Raw genomic sequence first — 17721 nt, forward strand, 5'->3', positions numbered from 1 at the left:
ACTAGTCATTTTCGGAAGTGACAGAAAGGAGATTCTGTGTCGCGTCTGGCCGGAAAGGAGAGCGAGCACAAAGACTGAGGAGTCGATATGAAAACGGCCGGTGTTCTCGCGGATGAACAGCAGGGCACTGTTCACCTGCGGACCAATGGCAACGGCCCACAAACGGGGCCGTGCCAGCGGCTTTATCCTATTTCAGGCCCAGCACTTCCCTGCCCTGGATAAAGGTGACGTCCACCGGAATATCCGCTTCCGACAGGCGGTCCAGGTCGGCCTGGAGTTCGGCGCCGACCACGCCCTTGCTGTCCAGCAGCTGTTTGGCTTTGGGGTAGTCGCCGTCGCCCTGGATGGTGAGGATCAGGTTCGACAGTTTGGTCATCGCGTCCTGCATCTTGTCGAAATCCACACTGTACTCGCCGGTTTCGGCATCGCGGGTAAAGGCGCCCTGCTCCTTGAAGAAGTTGAAGCGCATCATATTGGCCTTGCCGTGGGCGCTGGCCGCGCCGAAGCGCACGCTGCGGAAGATGCTGGCGAGGAAGGTGACGTAGTTGTCCATCAGTTCGCCGTCTTCCAGTTCGCCCTTCTCGTGCAGCTCGGTCACCATATACAGGCCGAGGATATCCGCCTTGCCCTCTTCCAATGCGGAGGAGGACTCCTTCAATGCCTGGCGCACATTGCTGCCGTCGGTAACGGTTTTCTTGATGCCCAGGCCGTGGGCCACTTCGTGGAACATGGTGTTGGCGAAGAACGCCGGGAAGGTGATGTGCTTGCGCTGGTCGTCGGCAATCAGCAAATCGCTGATGGGCACCAGTATCTTGTCGAACTTGGCGCGCATGGCGTTCTTCAGCTGCAGGCGGCGGGTGCCCTTGGCCAGTTGCACTTCTTCGTCGTTGGGCAGGTTGATGGCGATGGTCTTGGAGCCGGCGTTGCTGTGGCCCGCGTAGTAGAGCACATCGTAGGCATTCAGGTCGGAGTCGGTACCCGGTGTTTCCGATTTGTATTTCTCCGCTACCGGCAGGCCCTTTTGCAGTTCCGGCAGGAAGGCGGCGAACCTGGCCAGCTTTTCGCTCCACTCTTTATCCTTCAGCAGCACATAAGCCTCGTAGGCAGTGCGGTAGGCGAACAGCTGGTCCTCGTAGTTTTCGATGGGGCCGATCACCACGTCGATTTCGTTGTTCTTCATATCCATCCAGGCCATATCGCTGGGACGGAAGTCGTCGCTCACCAGGGCGTCGGCGCGCAGGCGCAGATAGTTGGCGAACTCCTCGTCCTTCGCCAGCCCGCCGGCCTCGCGCAGGATTTCTGCGGCGCGGGTCAGCTGATCCTTGTAGGCCTGGCTGTAGGGCACCAGTTCCAGCTTGCCCTCCGTGTTGCGGCGCACCAGGGAGTAGAGGCCATCCTTGCCGGGCTGTTTCCAGGCCTCGAATTCGGCTTTGGTCATATCCGCGGGGTAGAAGTTGGCCCCCAGCGGTTTGGGTCCGTAGCCTTCGATAAAGGGCTCGTTGTTGTTCAGGCGGTCCCAGGGACCGTAATTGATTTTGGCAAATTCGCGTTTGCGGCTGTCCTCGATACTGGACAACAGCTCCTCCGCAGGGCCGTAGGATTGCAGCCAGAAGAGGCGGTCCATGATCTTGCTGGCGTCGATCAGCAGGCCGATCATCTGCCGCTGGTTGTCGGAGAGATCGGAGAGGTCCGCATTCAGGACCACCGGCGCATAGATATCGAAGCGGTCGTCGGCGTTTTCCACCGGCTGTTTTTTAGCCGCCGGTACCGTTTCCGATTCGACGATACGGGCTTCAGTTTCAGCCTGTTCCGTGTTTTCCGCCTGCTTCTCCCGCGGCGAGCAGGCGCACACAAAAATCAGTGCCAGCAGTGTGGCGACAATCTGTACAGTTTTTATCGGCGTTTTCATAGGAATTGTGCCTGTCGTTATCTTTACTCCGGCGCCACATTAGTCCGGCGCCATTGTTTTATCAAGAAGGGGGAATGGTCAGTCCAGGTTGTAAGAACTCCGTTTCAAATGAGGTTCTCATTAACTCGTCGTTCCGGCGCAGGCCGGAACCCAGGAGCCACTAGACTGGATACCGGTGAGCAGAGTATCTACGCGGATGACACGGCGGAAGGCAACACCTCCCCACTGTGCTCCTCCTGCTGCATCCGCCACAGCGCCGCGTAGTGGCCGTCCCGGGCCAGCAGCTCGCCGTGGGCACCCCGCTCGACGATACGACCCCGGTCCATCACCAGGATCACATCCGCGTCCACCACCGTGGACAGCCGGTGGGCGATCACCAGGGTAGTCTGCTCGCGGGCGATCTCCCCCATGGCGGCGAGAATGCCCCGTTCGGACCGGCTGTCCAGGGATGAGGTGGCCTCGTCGAACACCATGATCGGGGGCCGCTTGAGCAGTGCGCGGGCGATGGCCACCCGCTGTTTCTCACCGCCGGAGAGTTTCAGCCCGCGCTCCCCCACCAGGGTATCCGCCCCTTCCGGCAGTTGCCGGATAAAGTCGTCAAGCTGCGCGTGGCGTATCGCCTCCATTACTTCCTCATCGCTGGCATTCACGCGGCCGTAGCGCACGTTTTCCAGAATCGACTGGTTGAACAGCACCGCGTCCTGGGGCACCACGCCGATGGCGCGCCGCAGCGACTGCTGGTCGACCTCGCGGATGTCCCGACCGTCGATCAGGATGCGACCATCGTTGACGTCGTAAAAGCGGAACAGCAACTTGAACAGGGTGGACTTGCCGGCGCCGCTGGCGCCGACGATGGCGACTTTCTGCCGCGGCGCCACCGAGAAGCTGACGCCGCGGAGAATTTCCCGGTCCTCGCGGTAGCCGAAGTGCACCTCCTCGAAATCGATGCGGCCGCTGCGCACCTCCAGCTCACGAGCATCGGGGTTATCGCTTACCGCCGGCTCCACCGTGAGCAGGGCGAACATTTTCTCGATATTCGCCAGGGCGCCCTTCATTTCCCGGTAGACAAAACCGAGAAAATTCAGCGGGATAAAGATCTGCATCATGATGGCGTTGATCAGCACAAAGTCGCCAATCGTCATCGCGTCGCGGGTCACATTGACGGCGGCAAGCACCATGGCGCCACACATGGCGCTGGCGATAATCAAAGCCTGACCCGCGTTGAGGCCGAACAGGGATAGACGGTTCTTGCGCCGCGCGGATTCCCAGAAAGCCAGCTCGCGGTCGTAGTGGCGCGCCTCGTGGGTTTCGTTGCCGAAATATTTCACCGTCTCGTAGTTGAGCAGGCTGTCCACCGCGCGGCTGCTGCTCTGGGATTCCGCCTGGTTCAGTTCGCGCACGAAGCGGGTGCGCCACTCGGTGGCCACCACGGAAAAACCGATATAGGCCACCACTGCGCCCAGTACCAGCAGCGCGAAGGCGGCGCTGTAGTTCCACCACAACAACCCCACCACCATGGCGATTTCCACCAGTGTGGGCACTATGTTGAACACCATAAAGCGCATCAGGAAACCGATGCCCGCATTGCCGCGCTCGATATCCCGCGACAGGCCACCGGTGCGGCGGTTGAGGTGGAAATCCATATCCAGCCTGTGCAGGTGCTCGAACACCTCCAGCCCCACCCGGCGCTGGGCGCGCTCGGTCACGCGGCCGAAAACCGTATCGCGCAGTTCGCCGAACAACACGCTGGAAAAACGCACCGCACCGTAGGCCAGCAGCAACCCCAGCGGCAGCGCGACGGCCTGGGCCGCGCCGCCGGCGTTGTCCAGATCGTCGACGATATGCTTGAGCAGAAACGGCAGCCCCACCCCCGCCACCTTGGCCCCCACCAGGCACAGCAGCGCCAGCGAGACCGCGCGCTTGAATTCCAGCAGGTAGGGGAACAGGGACTTCAGTGCGCCCCAGTGCACTTGGTCCAGGGCGATATCGGATTTGGGTCTGGGCATGGCTCTCTCGCGAATAACTGGCGCGCATTATACGCACGCGGTTGACAGCAATGCGGTAAGGGTAGGCCCTCAAGCAAGCTTGAGGTCAACAGGCTTCCGGCGGCGGGACCGGCACAGCGCTGACTGAAAACTGGGATCGCGGCCATGGGCCGCTCCTACAGGCAAGAGCAATGCGGCTCGCCTTAATTCAGTGCCCGCAGCGGCACATCGTCCCGACGGCCTATGGGCGCATCCAGTACCTTGACCAGGAACTCGGTCAGCACGCCAGCGGTAAAACCCCAGATTTCGTAGCCGCGGTAGAGATAGGCGGGGAGGTAAACGGCGCGCTGGTCGATAGTGATCCGGTCGGTGCGGATACGGGGATCGGCCAGGAAGAACGACAGCGGCACGCGGAAAATCGCATCCAGTTCGCCGGGGTTGGGGGTCAGGTTCACATCGGGGGAAACCACGCCCACCCAGGGAGTAACCTGTACCTGCCAGCGGGTGCTGCGCGACCACAGCGGGCCCAGCAGGCGAATCTGGCCGGCGGGGAGCCCGATCTCCTCTTCGGTTTCCCGCAGGGCGGTGAACTCCAGCGAGGGGTCGGTTTCGTCCCAGCGGCCACCCGGCAGGGACACTTCCCCGGAGTGGGTGGAGAGGTGGCGGGCGCGAAGAGTGAGGATGACCTGTGGGTCCGGCTCTTCGGTCAGCGCCAGCAATACTGCGGCATGCCCTTGAAGATCGGGACCTTTCGGCACCTTTTCCACCAATTGACCGCGTAATTTGGCAAGTTTGTCTTCGATTACATCCAACATAGGGTCACGCTCATACCACCAAATCATAAGGTGGCTGTACAAACTATACGCTAAAGCCAAAAGTGATCAAATTGACTGCTCCCGTTACCTGTCACCTCCGCCCCTACCAACCACAATACGACTCATAAAACCACTATAGGCAGCATAAGCATCGTAGGTTGCGCCAACAACAACCCTCTAGCCCATCATTGTTTTCTCGCTCCTGGCCGACGGCAACACTGCTGTAATCGGCCTGCCCTCTTCACACTATCTATGGTAATTCACCTGTTGATTGATGTACCTCAATTCAACCTTGTTTGCCCTATCTATACTCCCCGTGTGTTATCCCGGCGACAGAGGTCTGCGGGCTTTAGTGAACAGATTCCATACCAACAGAATCAAAGTAAAAAGGCGGGTCAACAAATGTCCAGGACTATGAAAGCTGCCGTTGTACATGAATTTGGCAAACCGTTACCCATCGAGGAAGTGACGGTTCCCAATGTTTCTCCAGGAAAAGTTCTTGTCAGAATAGAAGCCTCCGGCGTTTGCCATACCGATTTGCATGCCGCGGCAGGGGATTGGCCGGTCAAGCCCAATCCGCCATTTATTCCCGGGCACGAAGGGTCCGGTGTTGTGGTTCAGGTCGGTGAAGGCGTAAAGATCGTCAAAGAGGGGGACCGGGTCGGGGTACCCTGGCTGCACACCGCCTGCAGGCACTGTCACCATTGCGTAACAGGTTGGGAGACTCTCTGTGGAGAGCAGTCGAATACCGGTTATTCCGTCAATGGCTGCTTTGCCGAGTATGTGCTGGCGGATGCTGATTATGTCGCCCGTCTGCCCAGAGGGTTGGCGTTCGACAGTTCCGCCCCGATTCTCTGCGCCGGGGTAACGGTTTATAAAGGCTTGAAGGAAACCGAATGCAGGCCCGGAGAAACTGTCGTGATTTCAGGTATTGGCGGACTCGGGCATATGGCCGTTCAGTACGCCAAAGCCATGGGGATGAAAGTGATTGCGGTGGATATCGACGATGAAAAGCTGAAACTGGCCAGTTCCCTGGGGGCGGATTTGACCCTCAACGCTAAAAATACAGATCCGGTAACTGAAGTGCAGAAGCAAGTGGGCGGCGCCAACGGCGTGTTGGTTACTGCTGTTTCCGGCAGTGCATTTACACAGGGGGTGGGAATGCTGGGACGTCACGGCACCATGGTGCTCAATGGCCTGCCTCCGGGCACTTTCGACCTCGATATCTTTGACACAGTGCTATCGCGCAAAACCATCCGCGGCTCAATTGTCGGTACCCGTGCGGACCTCGAAGAGGCGCTGGAGTTTGCCGGGGACGGCAAAGTGGAATCCCACTTCACCACTGAGCCTATCGACAACATCAACAGTATTTTTGAACGCATGAGGGAAGGAAAAATCGAAGGCCGGATCGTAATGACCCTTTAGCTGACAGACCTCAGGAAAACCTAGTGGACGGGTGCCTGGTGGGGGTCTGGCGTGGCCTTCACCAGCCGCCGCGGCAGCGGACATACATGGCCTTCCCGATTGTTCGCGCCCCGGCTCGATTGCTGATCCCCGGCCCGCCCTGGATCAAGGCTCCCACAGACTGACGGCCGGCGCGGACGCGGTTATACTGGCGCCATGAAATTCTGCAGTCACTGCGGCAGCGATGTCGTCACGTTCTCCATTCCCCAGGGCGATGACCGCCCCCGCCACCTGTGCGGGAATTGCGGCGCGATCCACTATATCAACCCCCGCGTCATCGTCGGCGTGCTTCCCTACCTCGGTGACCGGGTGCTGTTGTGCAAGCGCGCCATAGAGCCGCGCCTGGGGCTCTGGACCCTGCCGGCGGGTTTTATGGAAAACGGCGAGACCAGTGAGGAGGGGGCACTGCGGGAGTCCTGGGAGGAGGCGCGGGCGAACATTCGCGTGGATGGTCTCTATACCGTCTACGACATTCCGCATATCAACCAGCTGTACCTGATCTACCGCGGCGAACTCACCGACACGGATTTCGGCCCCGGGCCCGAGTCACTGGAGGTTGCGCTGTTCCAGGAGAATGAAATTCCCTGGGAAGAAATTGCCTTTCCGATTATGCAGCGGGCCCTTGAGCACTATTTCGAGGACCGCAAGGGGAGCGGCTATCCCCTGCATCGCGGCGTTATCCACCGCAAACTATAAACGAATGCAGAAAAGCAGGGACGAACCTTTGTTCGCCCCCGGAGGCTAATACGGATCAACCACAGCGCTCATCCAATTTCCACAGATCGAACGCCGGCTCCTCATAGGGATGTGCCTCGCGCAGCGCGGCCAGCGCTGCGTCCACCAACTCGTCGGCGCACACCATCTCCACCCGGTACTCCGATACCTGCTCCACTACACCGATCTCGCCGATAAAAGGCTGGCTGCCGGCCTGCGGACGGAACTGGCCGGTGCCCGGCACCTGCCAGCAACAGCAGTCGTAGTCGCCGATCCGCCCCGCGCCGGCGGCGAACAGTGCGGTTTTCACCTTCTCCAGGTGGGTTTCGGGAATATAGATGCAGAGTTTATACATAGCCTTCCTGTGCGCTGTAGGAGCGGCCGCTGGCCGCGACCGGATTTGGAACAAGCCCACCATCGATCGCGGCCAGCGGCCGCTCCTACAAGGTCGACTTGGTTCGACTTAATAAAGCAGGGTCATCAGCTTGCGCTGGTACTGTGTCGCCAGCGGATCACCAGCCCCCAGGCTCTTCACCATATCCAGATAGGCCTGCCTGGCGGCGCCGTCGGCAAAATTCATATCGCGGCGCAGGATATCCAACAGCAGGTCCAGCGCCTCCTGGTGGCGCTGGTTCTGGCTGTACTGTATCGCCAGCTGGTAGGCGGAATCGAAATCCTGCGGATTTTTTTCCAGCGCCTGCTGCAAAGCTTTGATCTCCGGGGAGTCTGCCGCCTGCTGCTTGAGTTCCAGCTGCGACATCAGCTGCTGGTAGTCGCTGTCCTGGTCCGCCAGCATGATCTTGCCCAGCACCGTCTCCGCCTCCTGGGTACGATTCTGCTCCAGCAGCACCGCCGCCAATTGCTTGGCAATATCCGCGCGCTCATCGGACTCGCTGTAAGCCTGGCGCAGGACCGGCAGTGCCTCGTCCAGCCTGTTCTCCCCCACCAGCGCCTGGGCCTGCTGCAGTTTCAGGTCCCAGGGTTTGGGCAGGTACCTGTCCAGCATTTCGCGGATCTGTTTCTCCGGCTGAGCGCCGGCGAAACCGTCCACCGGCTGGCCGTCCTTCAGCACCATCACCGTGGGCAGGCTGCGCACGCCCAACTGGCCCGCCAGCATCTGCTCGGTGTCCGCATTGACCTTGGCGAGCAGGAACTGGCCGTCATATTCCCTGGCCAGCTTCTCCAGCACCGGCATCAGCTGCTTGCAGGGTTCGCACCAATCGGCCCAGAAATCCACCACCACCGGGCGTTGCATGGATTCCTCGATCAGTACCTGCTGGGCGTTCTGCGCCGTTACGTCGACTATAAATTCGTTCACAACTACTCCTGATTCATTTATCGGTAGACCTCATCCGGTCCGTAAGCCAGTTCCAGGGCTTCGCGTTCGACCTTCCGCAGCCCTTTGACCACCAGCCCGTAGGACCTGTCTATCATCCTCTCTATTTCATAGTTCGGCACACTGCCGTCCAGCAACACCGTGTTCCAGTGCTTCTTGTTCATATGGTAACCGGGCAGCACGCCCGGGAAAATATCCCGCAGTGCCTGGGCCTCTTCAGGATCGCATTTGAGGTTGATGCTGGACACGCCCTTGCGGGCGCTCAGCAGGGCAAACATCTTGTCCTTTATCTTGAAAACCGCTGCATTCGGGCCGAACGGGAAGTCCTCGACAGCCTCGGGCCGGGAGAGAAGGTAATCACGCGCGGCGTCGTAGTCCATCGCCCTCTCCTACCAGTTAAGGGAAGAGGGCAGCCGCGGCGACGATAGCAGTTTGCCAAAGCGCTGCCAGCGTTCATCGGCAGAATCCGAGCCCTGCTCCACATAGTCCGCCACCAGTTGCTTTCCCCAGTTGTAGTTGATCACATAGGCGCCGTAGGCATCCACGAAACGCAGGCGCTGCCTGGCCTTTTCCGGGCTCATCAGGCTGTATTGCTGGAATAATTCCACCACCTTGTCGCCGTCGATTTCACCGTTGATATATTGGCGAGCGATCTCGTTGCCGGCGAAGCTGAGTTTTTCGATCAGCTCCAATACACGATCGTATTTCTCTGCATCGGCCGGATTCAGTCCCGCGAGCGGGTACAGCACTGCCTTTTCAAACTCAATCTTTTCCCCGCCGGGAAATGCCAGCTCGATACCGTAGTTTGCGCTGCCTTCGGCGATCAGGGATTGCGGGCTGAATAGCGGGTAGACGCTGTACTCCACCCAACCGCGTCTATTCACCAGCTCGTCTTCCAGCAGTGCATTGTAGGTGTGGTGACCGGGGTAACCTTCGTGGCAACCGAGGTCTATGGCGCGGTCGATCATGATCGGCAATTCGGTGTTCACCTGGATCAGGCTCTGCGCATTGCCCTGGTACCAGTTGTAGCCGCTCCAGGGTTTGTCGGTGACATATTCCAGCACGAAATTCTCGTTGGCTGGCAGCTGGATATGTTTTTTCGTGCGCTCGCGGCAGGCGTCGATGGCCGCGCCGAATACGGCTTCCAATTTGTCTGTGGGAATTTCAAACTGCATCCTGAATTCCTGCACCCGCAAGTGCAGCGGCTGGTCGCCGGGCAGCAGCTCATCCAGCTCTGCGAGAACCGGCTCAAACTCGGTAAAATTCTGTTTCGGCGGCCGGGTGTCGTAGAGCAACTTTGCCTCGCGGTCGAAATTGCGCTGGCCGGCACCGGCCAGCCTCTCCGCGTGGGCAATAACCGCGCGCAGTTGGGTCTTCAGGTAGTGCGCGCGGAGGCTTTCCAGGGAACCGTCCGCGGGGATTGCCCTGGGCAACTGTTGCATCAGTTCTTTCGCGCGTTGGGCGATATTCGCAGGCGAGGCTTTGCTTTGCGCCGCCTTGTTCTTCCACTCTTCCGGGCCGTAATAGGCGTCCACATAACTCTTGTCGTGATTACCCAGTTCCAGTACCAGTTGCACATATTCCCGGGCCATCCGATCCATACCCGCCTCCCCTGTCTCTGCGGTTTCCGCCTGCTCCGCTACCCCGTCATCGACCACCGCCTCGCCGGCCATTTCCTCTTTCTTGCCACCGCAGGCGCTCATGGCCAGCAATACTGCCATCAGAGGTAACAGTTTGTGCAGTGCACAAAAAAAATTCATACCGATGCCCTTATTGTTGGAAAGTTATTATCCTAGCGAAATTCCCTCCAGGTGTAACCGGCGGATTACCCAACCGCGGCACCACATCGTCCTCCAGGAGCCCATCAGCGACTGTCAAAAGCGATCGGCGGACGCCGCCCGCCAGTCCCGGGCATATTCCGGAGGCAGGTCGTTCTCCAGCAGCTGGCCGGGCCGGAGCTGTGGATACAGGTCTGCGTAGGGTTGGGCGGGCCCGTATTCGGGGCGGTGAAAAATCAAGTCCGGGGAAAGTTCATCCGGGTGCGCACAGCCCAGCGCCGCGGTCAATTTAAGAAAGGCGTCGATGGTGCCGCGGTGAAAATTTCGTACCCGTACGCCCTTGGAATGGACATCAACTGCGCGCACTCGCCGCGGGTCCTGAGTGGTGACGCCGGTGGGGCACTTGTTGGTGTGGCAACGCCGTGCCTGAATGCAACCGACGGCAAACATGAACGGCCGCGCGGCGTTGCAGGCGTTGGCTCCCAGCGCGTGCTTGACCACCATATCGAAGCCCATGGCCACCTTGCCGCTGGCGATAATGCGGATATCGTCGCGCAGGCCAGTGCCCACCAGGGCGTTGTGGACAAACGGCAGAGCGTCATTGATATAAGAGCCGAGACGGTCGGTGAACTCCGTGGGAGCCGCGCCAGTGCCACCCTCCGCGCCATCCACGGTGATAAAGTCCGGCAATATGCCGGTTTCACGCATGGCTTTGCAGATTCCCATAAACTCGGAACGCCAGCCCAGGCACAGCTTGAATCCGACAGGCTTGCCGCCGGCCAGCTCACGTACCCCGGCGATAAATTCCAGCAGGCCGGTGGGGGTATCGAATTCCGGATGGCTGGGCGGAGAAAGGCAATCCCTTCCCATCTCGATGCCGCGTGTGCGGGCAATCTCCTCGGTGATTTTGACCGCGGGCAGCAAACCGCCGTAGGAAGGCTTGGCGCCCTGCGAGAGCTTGATCTCGATCATCTTTACATGTTCGTTCGCCGCCTTCTCCGCAAACTCTTGTGCATCGAAGCGCCCTGTCTTTGTTCGGCAGCCAAAATACGCCGAACCCAGTTCCCAGATGACGTCCGCCCCGTATTCCAGGTGGTAGGGGCTCAACCCGCCTTCACCCGTGTTGTGGGCGAAACCACCGAGAGCAGCGCCGCGGTTCATGGCTCGAATGGCGTTGGCGGACAGGGACCCGAAACTCATCGCCGAAATATTCAGGCGCGAACCGTGGTAGGGTCTGTCGCACTGGGGGCCGCCAAAGACGATTCGACCGGCGGATTCATCGAGTTCTCTTACCACCAGCGAATGCCGGGCAAAATCGAAACCGGCGTTTTCAACATCCTGTATGGTTCCGAAAGCCGAGATGTCCGGCTTTCCGTCGGCACGGGCGTTGACGGTGTTGCGTTGTTCCCGGTTAAAGGGCCGGCCGCTGGTTTCCGATTCAAAGAAATACTGACGCAATTCGGGTCGGAGAAACTCGAGCAGATAGCGCAGGTGTCCGATCACCGGATAATTGTTCAAGACATTGTGGCGGGAAAAAACGTCGTAGATACCTATGGCTATAAGAGGGAGGACCACGCCCAGCAACCACCACGCCGGCGGCCAGAACCATCCCCCGGCTGCCACCAACAGAGGGGTGAGCACGGCAAGATAATAGAAGACCGTTCGCACCATCGGTTCGGCTCAGCCGTTACGCCGGGGCGGAAGACAAAGTTTGTGCCGGCGGCGGCAATGGCGATACACGTGATATCTCCTTTCTTACTTCACCCTTGGCGGAAGGACAAGCGGTGGCCAACTGCGTAGTTATTTTTACGGCACTTCGACGAGCCAACTATAGCCCTCTCACGGACAAACACCAACCTCTCCGGGTTTCTTGAAACAGCCCAGGAATGCCTGCACCTTGCGCTTGCGGCGCATATCGCGGTGGGTCACAGTCGGGGACGAACACAGCCCCAAGCGGGCTGCGCGATCCGGTGGAGCCCACCTCCCGCACCGTACGGCTAAGCGTGGAACCCGAAACGGAAGCAACCGCAGTCTGCCCCAATGGCACTATGCTTAAACGACAAACTTTCAGTCAATGGCGCTGGATTCCGGCGCCTTTTTATATCTCCAGATGCCCCAGGCCAGCTTTCGCTTTTACCGGGAACTGAACGACTTCCTTCCGCGGGCGCAGCGGCAATGCACGCTCACCCTCACCTTTGGAGTGCCCGGCTCAGTCAAGGACGCCATCGAAAGCCTCGGCGTGCCCCACACAGAGGTTGACCTGATACTGGCCAATGGCGAATCGGTGGATTTCAATTATCGGGTACAGGACGGCGACCGCATCAGCGTCTACCCCCAGTTCGAACGCCTGGATATAACGCCACTCACCCGTCTGCGCTCCCAACCGTTGCGCGAACCGCGCTTCGTACTCGACTGCCACCTGGGACGCCTGGCGCGCTACCTGCGTATGCTGGGGTTCGACACCCTGTACCGGCCCGATTACCACGACGATACGTTGCTGCAGATATCCCTGAAACAAAAGCGCATCCTGCTCACCCGCGACCGCGGCCTGCTCAAGCGGAGCGAGCTGGAGCACGGCTATTACGTCCGCGCCACCAAGCCCCGCCAACAGCTGGCCGAAGTGGTGCAGCGGCTGCAACTGGAGCGCAGGGCTCTTCCCTTTTCCCGCTGTATCGCCTGCAACGGCACCCTGGCTGCGGTGACGAAAAGAGCGGTGGAACCGCTGCTGCCGGAGAATACCCGGCACTATTTTCACGAATTCTTCCAGTGCAGGGACTGCCGGCGCGTCTACTGGAAAGGCAGCCATTTCGAACGCATGCAGTTGCTGGTACAGGAAGTGCTGCAACACACCGGCGATAGCAGCGAACCGCCAGCATGACATTTTCCCAGGAGTACTTCACGGGCAATGGTAAAGTTTCCATTGCATTTTGGGACTTATTTGGTTATTTTTCCCATAACGAGCGGCTATTTATCCCAGAGTGGAGGTGGAGACGGTCTATGCACAAGATCCAGGTTGATCCGGAACACGCCCTGGCAGAGGGCTTTTTCGGCGCCGCCGCGGCCCTCGGGCTCGGCAATACCGAACTGATGGCGGTGCTGGGACTTAGCCGCTCCTCCCTGGGCCGCCTCAAGCAGGGGGGCACCATAGATCCCTGCTCCAAGACCGGCGAGATCGCCATGCTGGTGATCCGCATCTACCGCTCCCTGGTGCCGCTGAACGGCGGCGATACCGCCAACATCCGCCACTTCATGCAAACCTACAACCACCATCTGGGCGGCCGCCCGGTGGAACTTATCCAACGCATCGACGGCCTCGCGCGAACCTGTAACTACCTGGACGCCATTCGGGGCGCAGCTTGAGCACCTCGGGACACGGCTCGAATATCTGGGCCGAGGCGCAGGGAGAGCGCTACATCCGTCCGCTGGACGGCCAGTGCTGGCGCATCGTGGAAAGCCAGCGCCAAGTGGCCACGGTGTCGATCACCAGCAGCCTGGAGAGCCAGGCAGTACTGGAGGAACTGCTGGAAACCCACAGCAAGCCGCCCCTGCCACCGGCAGCCGCCGACCTGCACTACCTGCTCGGCTCACCCTTCCGTTATCCGCCATTGCTCTGGGGCTCCCGTTTCGGCCGGCACTTCGAGCCGGGAATATTCTACGGCGCAGTGCAGATAGATACCGCCCTCGCGGAGTGCGCCTTCTATCGTTTTGTATACCTGTCCGGCATGGATACCCCGCCCCCCAACCGCATCGACACCCAGCACACCGCCTTCACCCTGCGCTACAGCTGCGAGCGGGCCGTACTGCTGCAGCAGCCGCCGTTCAACCGCTATCCGTCCCTCAGTTCCCCCTCGAGCTACCGCGACAGCCAGGCTCTGGGCAGCGAAATGCGCGAGCTCGGGGTGCAGCTGGCGCAGTATGTCTCCGCACGGGACCGGTGCGGCGGCATCAACGTGGCTATTTTCGATCCCACAGCACTGGTGAGCAGGCGCCCGGCGCGGGAGACGGGTATCTATTCCCAGGCCACTATCGATCGCGTCGAATTCAAGGTGGGCAGCCGCCTGTACCAATTTGCCCGCAGCCAGTTCGAAGTGGACGGCCGGTTGCCGATGCCGCCCTCTTAATCAACCCCGCTATACTGGCCTAGCCCCCTTCCCTCCGTTGCTCGATCTCCTCTTCTTCCGGTTCGAATTCCTCCGACACCGGCGCCCTGCGCAATACCACGAAACCCGCAATGCCGGCGATCACCGACGCCAGCAATACACCGGCCTTGGCCTGCACCAGCAGTTCGGGATTGCCGGGAAAAGCCAGTTCGGAAATAAAGATCGACATGGTAAAGCCGATCCCTCCCAACAGCGCCACGCCGACAATATGGTGAAAGCTGGCGGCGGTGGGCAGCGTGCCAAACCCCAGCTTCCAACCCAGCCAGGTGGCGCCGACGATCCCCACCAGCTTGCCCAGCACCAGGCCGCAGATCACCCCCAGGGTCACCGGATTGAATACCGCGGCGGTACTGGTAAAGCTGTCCACGGGAATGCCGGCATTGGCCAGGGCAAAAATAGGGATCACCAGAAAAGCCACCGGTATATGCAGGCGTGTCTCCATGCGCTGCAATGGCGACTGCGCCATAGTGACTCCATTGCCCAGCGCGTTCACCCGCGCGCGCAGGGCGTCGTTGGCGATGATCCTGTCGCCGGGGCGAAAGCAGCGGTCAAAGCTGCGGATAATATCCTTGACGAAAGTGCTGAATGCCACTGGATCGTACTTCGGCCGGGCCGGGATGGCCATAGCGGTGACCACCCCCGCCAGGGTGGCGTGCACACCGGTGAGATGCAGCTCGTACCAGAGTAAAACACCCACAAAGATATACGCGGGAGAGCGACGTACGCCGGCGAATTTCAGCAACCAGAGGATTACCACCAATATACCCGCCACCCCCAGCGCCACCATATTGACGCTGTCGGTGTACCAGATGGCGATCACCAGTATCGCGCCCAAGTCATCGACGATGGCCAACGCCACCAGGAAGGTCACCACCGCCCGCGGCACCCGGTTGCCCAGCAGGGCGATACAGCCCACCGCGAAGGCGATATCCGTGGCCATGGGGACCCCCCAGCCCCGCTCGCCCTCGGTACCGCTGTTGAAAGCTGCGTAGATCAGCGCCGGCACCAGCATGCCGCCGACGGCCGCCATCACCGGCAGCACCGCATGTTTCAGGTCCGACAGCTCGCCCACCAGAAACTCTCGCTTGAGTTCCAGGCCTACGAGAAAGAAGAAGATGGCCATCAGGCCGTCGTTGATCCAATGGTGCAGGCTGAGGGAGAAGTCCCAGCCACCGGCATTCAGGCTAACGGGCAGTTCCAGCAGGTGTTCATAGCCTTCCTGCAACGGGGAATTGGCTATGATCAGGGCAATCACCGCGCAGGTTATCAACAGCAGGCCGCTGCTGCTCTGGCGGTGAATAAACTCCTCGAAGGGCGTTACCAGGCGCCCAAAGGCCCCCTCCAGAGGTGCCTGGAAAACTCTCCCCTTGCGAACCCTGAATTTGCCCAGAACGCCTTTCGCCATCTACCGCCCCTCCCGTATCCACTAAGCATAGAGCTTCTCAACGGTGGGGGCGGAGGTTAGCATGGCATCCACTTCATCCATTGCCGACAGAACTTCATCACCATTTATGACTCGACTGGATCTGCTACTGGTACAGCGCCACCTGGCCAGTTCCCGCACCCACGCCAAGAAGCTGGTGGATGCCGGCCGGGTATGGCTCGCCAGTGGCGCCGGCTGGCAACCGGCGCAGAAAGCCGGGCAGCCGGTGGGCGAGGACTGGGAGCTGCGGGTGGAGCCGTTGCCGGAAGACCGCTATGTCTCCCGCGCCGGGCTCAAGCTGGCGGCAATCCTGGACTACACAGGTCTGGACCCGCGCGGCTGGCGCGCCCTGGATGTGGGCTGCTCCACCGGCGGTTTCAGCGACTGCCTGCTACAGCGCGGCGCGGAGCTGGTAGTGGGGGTGGACGTGGGGCGCGGCCAACTGGCGCAGAAACTGCGCGACGAGCCCCGCATGCGGCTGTTCGAGGGCGTGAATGCCCGCAATCTGGAGGCCGCACAACTGGCGCCCTATGGCAACGGTGGTTTCGACGCCATTGTGATGGACGTGTCGTTTATCTCCCAAACCCTGATACTGCCCCGTCTGCCGGCACTGTTGAAGCCCGGCGGTCACCTGCTCAGTCTGGTAAAACCCCAGTTCGAGGTGGGGCCGGAACATATCGGCAAGGGCGGGCTGGTGCGGGACGAAAAGCTCTATCCCCAGGTGCGGGAAAAAATCACCGCTCTGTGCGAATCGCTGGGACTGGAAGTGGAGGCCTATATCGACAGCCCGATCAAGGGCGGGGACGGCAACCGGGAATTTCTGCTCTGGGCACAGAAGGCCAGGGAAAACCTTCTGTAGGAGCGGCGGGGCGGCCATCCGCCGTTGGCCGCGATCTGCTTCGCCAACGACAATGCCGCTCGCGGCCAACGGCCGCTCCTACAACAAGAAGAGCTTCCAACCGCGGTTACAGGATTTCCGTCACCACCTCGGTCTTCACCGAATTGGCGATAAAGCACTGCTCGTGAGACTGGTGATGGATCTTTTCCAACTGCTCGCGGGAGGGCTGCCTATCCCCGGAAAACTCGATCTGCGGGCGCAGGGTCACGCGGGTCATCGCCATCCTGCCGTCGGCATCCTTTTCCATCACCCCCACCGCCTCATCGCGGTATTGGTCCACGACAAATCCCCGCTTGGCGGCAATGGCGAGAAAGAACAGCATATGGCAGCTGGAGAGTGCGGCCACGAACGCCTCTTCCGGGTCCACATTCTCCGCTACCGAAAGGGGCAGTGGCACCACGTGGGGTGAAGAAGAAGCGGGCACTTCCAGACCGCCGTCAAACTGCCAGACGTGGCCGCGGCTGTACCGGTTGTCGGTAAAGTCCTGGCCATTCCTCCACCAGAGAATCGTGGATGAATATTCGGACATCAGGGTAAGAGTCTCTGCAGTTTGGCTTTGAAGCCGTGGTCCGGTACTTCCGTCGGTGAACTGGTGCGGGTAGGGCGCAACGCCAACTGGCCCTGGCAGTTTGGACAGCTGTGTTTCAGCGCCTCGCTGCACTGCGGGCAGAAAGTACACTCGTAGGAGCAGATATAGGCCCGATCAGCCAGTCCCAGTCGAACGCCGCAGCGCTCACAGCTCGATTTCATTCTCAACATGGCAGCCCCGTTTGGTACATTAAACAAAAAACGGAGCGCCAGCCGGGAGGCTCGTTGCTACTCCGCTTCCAGTTGTCGGTCGGTGCGCGCGGCCATAATAAAGTCGTTCTTGTGCAACCCTTTGGCCTCGTGGCTCCACCAGGTCACAGTGACCTTGCCCCACTCAGTCAACAGTGCCGGATGGTGACCGGCCTCTTCCGCAATCTCGCCCACGCGGTTGGTAAACGCCAGCGCCTGCTTGAAATTGCGGAATTTGAACACCCGCTCCAATTGCATAATTCCGCCGCGGGAGACCGGGGTCCAGTCGGGGATTTCCCGCAACAATTCCGCCAGCTCTTCGTCGCTGACCAGCGGCGCATCGGCGCGGCAGGCTTCACATTTTTGCTGGGCGAGATCGGTCATGGGGCAGCTCCTGTCAATTATTATTTATTGCGTTACGCCCCACTCTACCCGCCGCTTTGTGTGGAAACAAGCGAACCG

The 17721-nt window shown here is 60.2% G+C and carries 18 protein-coding genes; 6 read left to right on the top strand and 12 right to left on the bottom strand.

The window, feature by feature from the left end; genetic code table 11:
• Positions 1-187 precede the first annotated feature (187 nt).
• From PP263_RS09320 to PP263_RS09330, 3 genes are all read right to left on the bottom strand, one after another.
• Positions 188-1909 (bottom strand): Zn-dependent hydrolase, encoded by a 1722-nt coding sequence (locus tag PP263_RS09320; protein WP_308368143.1) that lies wholly within the window; start codon positions 1907-1909, stop codon positions 188-190.
• Positions 1910-2097: 188 nt separating this feature from the next.
• Complete coding sequence (locus PP263_RS09325; RefSeq protein ID WP_308368144.1) at positions 2098-3915, bottom strand: ABC transporter ATP-binding protein/permease; 1818 nt, start codon at positions 3913-3915, stop codon at positions 2098-2100.
• A gap of 182 nt (positions 3916-4097) precedes the next feature.
• Positions 4098-4709 carry a CoA pyrophosphatase gene (locus PP263_RS09330; RefSeq protein WP_308368145.1) on the bottom strand — a complete coding sequence of 204 codons (612 nt, stop codon included), beginning with the start codon at positions 4707-4709 and terminating at the stop codon, positions 4098-4100.
• A gap of 414 nt (positions 4710-5123) precedes the next feature.
• On the opposite strand from PP263_RS09330, the gene adhP reads away from it, so the two are divergent.
• Both adhP and PP263_RS09340 read left to right on the top strand, forming a co-directional pair.
• Positions 5124-6134, top strand: coding sequence for an alcohol dehydrogenase AdhP (gene adhP / locus PP263_RS09335; protein ID WP_308368146.1), 1011 nt, complete (start codon positions 5124-5126; stop codon positions 6132-6134).
• 195 nt (positions 6135-6329) lie between these two features.
• The gene (locus PP263_RS09340; protein ID WP_308368147.1) at positions 6330-6869 is read left to right on the top strand and encodes an NUDIX hydrolase; all 540 of its coding nucleotides are present in this window, start codon (positions 6330-6332) and stop codon (positions 6867-6869) included.
• Positions 6870-6924: 55 nt separating this feature from the next.
• Here PP263_RS09340 and PP263_RS09345 read toward each other — a convergent pair whose 3' ends face one another.
• From PP263_RS09345 to PP263_RS09365, 5 genes are all read right to left on the bottom strand, one after another.
• Complete coding sequence (locus PP263_RS09345; protein WP_308368148.1) at positions 6925-7242, bottom strand: YqfO family protein; 318 nt, start codon at positions 7240-7242, stop codon at positions 6925-6927.
• A gap of 108 nt (positions 7243-7350) precedes the next feature.
• Positions 7351-8205, bottom strand: coding sequence for a thioredoxin (trxA, locus tag PP263_RS09350; protein ID WP_308368149.1), 855 nt, complete (start codon positions 8203-8205; stop codon positions 7351-7353).
• A 17-nt stretch (positions 8206-8222) separates the two neighbouring features.
• Positions 8223-8603 (bottom strand): MmcQ/YjbR family DNA-binding protein, encoded by a 381-nt coding sequence (locus PP263_RS09355; RefSeq protein WP_308368150.1) that lies wholly within the window; start codon positions 8601-8603, stop codon positions 8223-8225.
• A 9-nt stretch (positions 8604-8612) separates the two neighbouring features.
• Positions 8613-9983 (bottom strand): hypothetical protein, encoded by a 1371-nt coding sequence (locus PP263_RS09360; RefSeq protein ID WP_308368151.1) that lies wholly within the window; start codon positions 9981-9983, stop codon positions 8613-8615.
• Between the two features lie 114 nt (positions 9984-10097).
• Positions 10098-11672 carry an FMN-binding glutamate synthase family protein gene (locus tag PP263_RS09365; protein ID WP_308368153.1) on the bottom strand — a complete coding sequence of 525 codons (1575 nt, stop codon included), beginning with the start codon at positions 11670-11672 and terminating at the stop codon, positions 10098-10100.
• Between the two features lie 403 nt (positions 11673-12075).
• Here PP263_RS09365 and PP263_RS09370 point away from each other — a divergent pair, with 403 nt between their 5' ends.
• The 3 genes from PP263_RS09370 (at position 12076) to PP263_RS09380 (ending at position 14122) form a co-directional block, all read left to right on the top strand.
• Entirely contained in the window at positions 12076-12879 is an 804-nt protein-coding gene (locus PP263_RS09370) for a Mut7-C RNAse domain-containing protein (RefSeq protein WP_308368154.1), read from the top strand.
• A gap of 119 nt (positions 12880-12998) precedes the next feature.
• Positions 12999-13361, top strand: coding sequence for an MbcA/ParS/Xre antitoxin family protein (locus PP263_RS09375; RefSeq protein ID WP_308368156.1), 363 nt, complete (start codon positions 12999-13001; stop codon positions 13359-13361).
• Complete coding sequence (locus PP263_RS09380; RefSeq protein ID WP_308368157.1) at positions 13358-14122, top strand: RES family NAD+ phosphorylase; 765 nt, start codon at positions 13358-13360, stop codon at positions 14120-14122. The genes PP263_RS09375 and PP263_RS09380 overlap by 4 nt, the downstream gene beginning before the upstream one ends.
• Positions 14123-14141: 19 nt before the next feature.
• Here the strand turns inward: PP263_RS09380 and nhaA are convergent, their stop codons facing one another.
• Positions 14142-15566: a Na+/H+ antiporter NhaA gene (gene nhaA / locus PP263_RS09385; RefSeq protein ID WP_308368158.1), complete on the bottom strand. Its 1425-nt coding sequence runs from the start codon at positions 15564-15566 to the stop codon at positions 14142-14144.
• Positions 15567-15627: 61 nt separating this feature from the next.
• On the opposite strand from nhaA, the gene PP263_RS09390 reads away from it, so the two are divergent.
• Entirely contained in the window at positions 15628-16443 is an 816-nt protein-coding gene (locus PP263_RS09390) for a TlyA family RNA methyltransferase (protein ID WP_374693708.1), read from the top strand.
• A gap of 106 nt (positions 16444-16549) precedes the next feature.
• On the opposite strand, the gene PP263_RS09395 is transcribed toward PP263_RS09390, so the two are convergent.
• The 3 genes from PP263_RS09395 to PP263_RS09405 are packed head-to-tail and all read right to left on the bottom strand — an operon-like array spanning position 16550 to position 17643.
• Positions 16550-17011: an OsmC family protein gene (locus PP263_RS09395; RefSeq protein WP_308368160.1), complete on the bottom strand. Its 462-nt coding sequence runs from the start codon at positions 17009-17011 to the stop codon at positions 16550-16552.
• Positions 17011-17241 (bottom strand): DUF1272 domain-containing protein, encoded by a 231-nt coding sequence (locus PP263_RS09400; protein WP_308368161.1) that lies wholly within the window; start codon positions 17239-17241, stop codon positions 17011-17013. Before PP263_RS09400 ends, PP263_RS09395 begins: the two co-directional genes overlap by 1 nt.
• A 57-nt stretch (positions 17242-17298) precedes the next feature.
• Positions 17299-17643 carry a 4a-hydroxytetrahydrobiopterin dehydratase gene (locus PP263_RS09405; protein WP_308368163.1) on the bottom strand — a complete coding sequence of 115 codons (345 nt, stop codon included), beginning with the start codon at positions 17641-17643 and terminating at the stop codon, positions 17299-17301.
• Between the last annotated feature and the right edge of the window lie 78 nt (positions 17644-17721).

The sequence above is a fragment of the Microbulbifer sp. TB1203 genome (assembly GCF_030997045.1).
In the GTDB taxonomy this organism is placed as follows: domain Bacteria; phylum Pseudomonadota; class Gammaproteobacteria; order Pseudomonadales; family Cellvibrionaceae; genus Microbulbifer.

Coding starts and splice junctions, on each gene's coding strand:
- PP263_RS09345 (WP_308368148.1), bottom strand. CDS start 7,242: ATGTATAAACTCTGCATCTATATTCCCGAAACCCACCTGGAGAAGGTG.
- PP263_RS09370 (WP_308368154.1), top strand. CDS start 12,076: ATGGCGCTGGATTCCGGCGCCTTTTTATATCTCCAGATGCCCCAGGCC.
- adhP (WP_308368146.1), top strand. CDS start 5,124: ATGAAAGCTGCCGTTGTACATGAATTTGGCAAACCGTTACCCATCGAG.
- PP263_RS09395 (WP_308368160.1), bottom strand. CDS start 17,011: ATGTCCGAATATTCATCCACGATTCTCTGGTGGAGGAATGGCCAGGAC.
- PP263_RS09330 (WP_308368145.1), bottom strand. CDS start 4,709: ATGTTGGATGTAATCGAAGACAAACTTGCCAAATTACGCGGTCAATTG.
- PP263_RS09355 (WP_308368150.1), bottom strand. CDS start 8,603: ATGGACTACGACGCCGCGCGTGATTACCTTCTCTCCCGGCCCGAGGCT.
- PP263_RS09340 (WP_308368147.1), top strand. CDS start 6,330: ATGAAATTCTGCAGTCACTGCGGCAGCGATGTCGTCACGTTCTCCATT.
- PP263_RS09375 (WP_308368156.1), top strand. CDS start 12,999: ATGCACAAGATCCAGGTTGATCCGGAACACGCCCTGGCAGAGGGCTTT.
- PP263_RS09405 (WP_308368163.1), bottom strand. CDS start 17,643: ATGACCGATCTCGCCCAGCAAAAATGTGAAGCCTGCCGCGCCGATGCG.
- PP263_RS09320 (WP_308368143.1), bottom strand. CDS start 1,909: ATGAAAACGCCGATAAAAACTGTACAGATTGTCGCCACACTGCTGGCA.
- PP263_RS09360 (WP_308368151.1), bottom strand. CDS start 9,983: ATGAATTTTTTTTGTGCACTGCACAAACTGTTACCTCTGATGGCAGTA.
- PP263_RS09365 (WP_308368153.1), bottom strand. CDS start 11,672: ATGGTGCGAACGGTCTTCTATTATCTTGCCGTGCTCACCCCTCTGTTG.
- PP263_RS09390 (WP_374693708.1), top strand. CDS start 15,628: ATGGCATCCACTTCATCCATTGCCGACAGAACTTCATCACCATTTATG.
- PP263_RS09400 (WP_308368161.1), bottom strand. CDS start 17,241: ATGTTGAGAATGAAATCGAGCTGTGAGCGCTGCGGCGTTCGACTGGGA.
- PP263_RS09325 (WP_308368144.1), bottom strand. CDS start 3,915: ATGCCCAGACCCAAATCCGATATCGCCCTGGACCAAGTGCACTGGGGC.
- nhaA (WP_308368158.1), bottom strand. CDS start 15,566: ATGGCGAAAGGCGTTCTGGGCAAATTCAGGGTTCGCAAGGGGAGAGTT.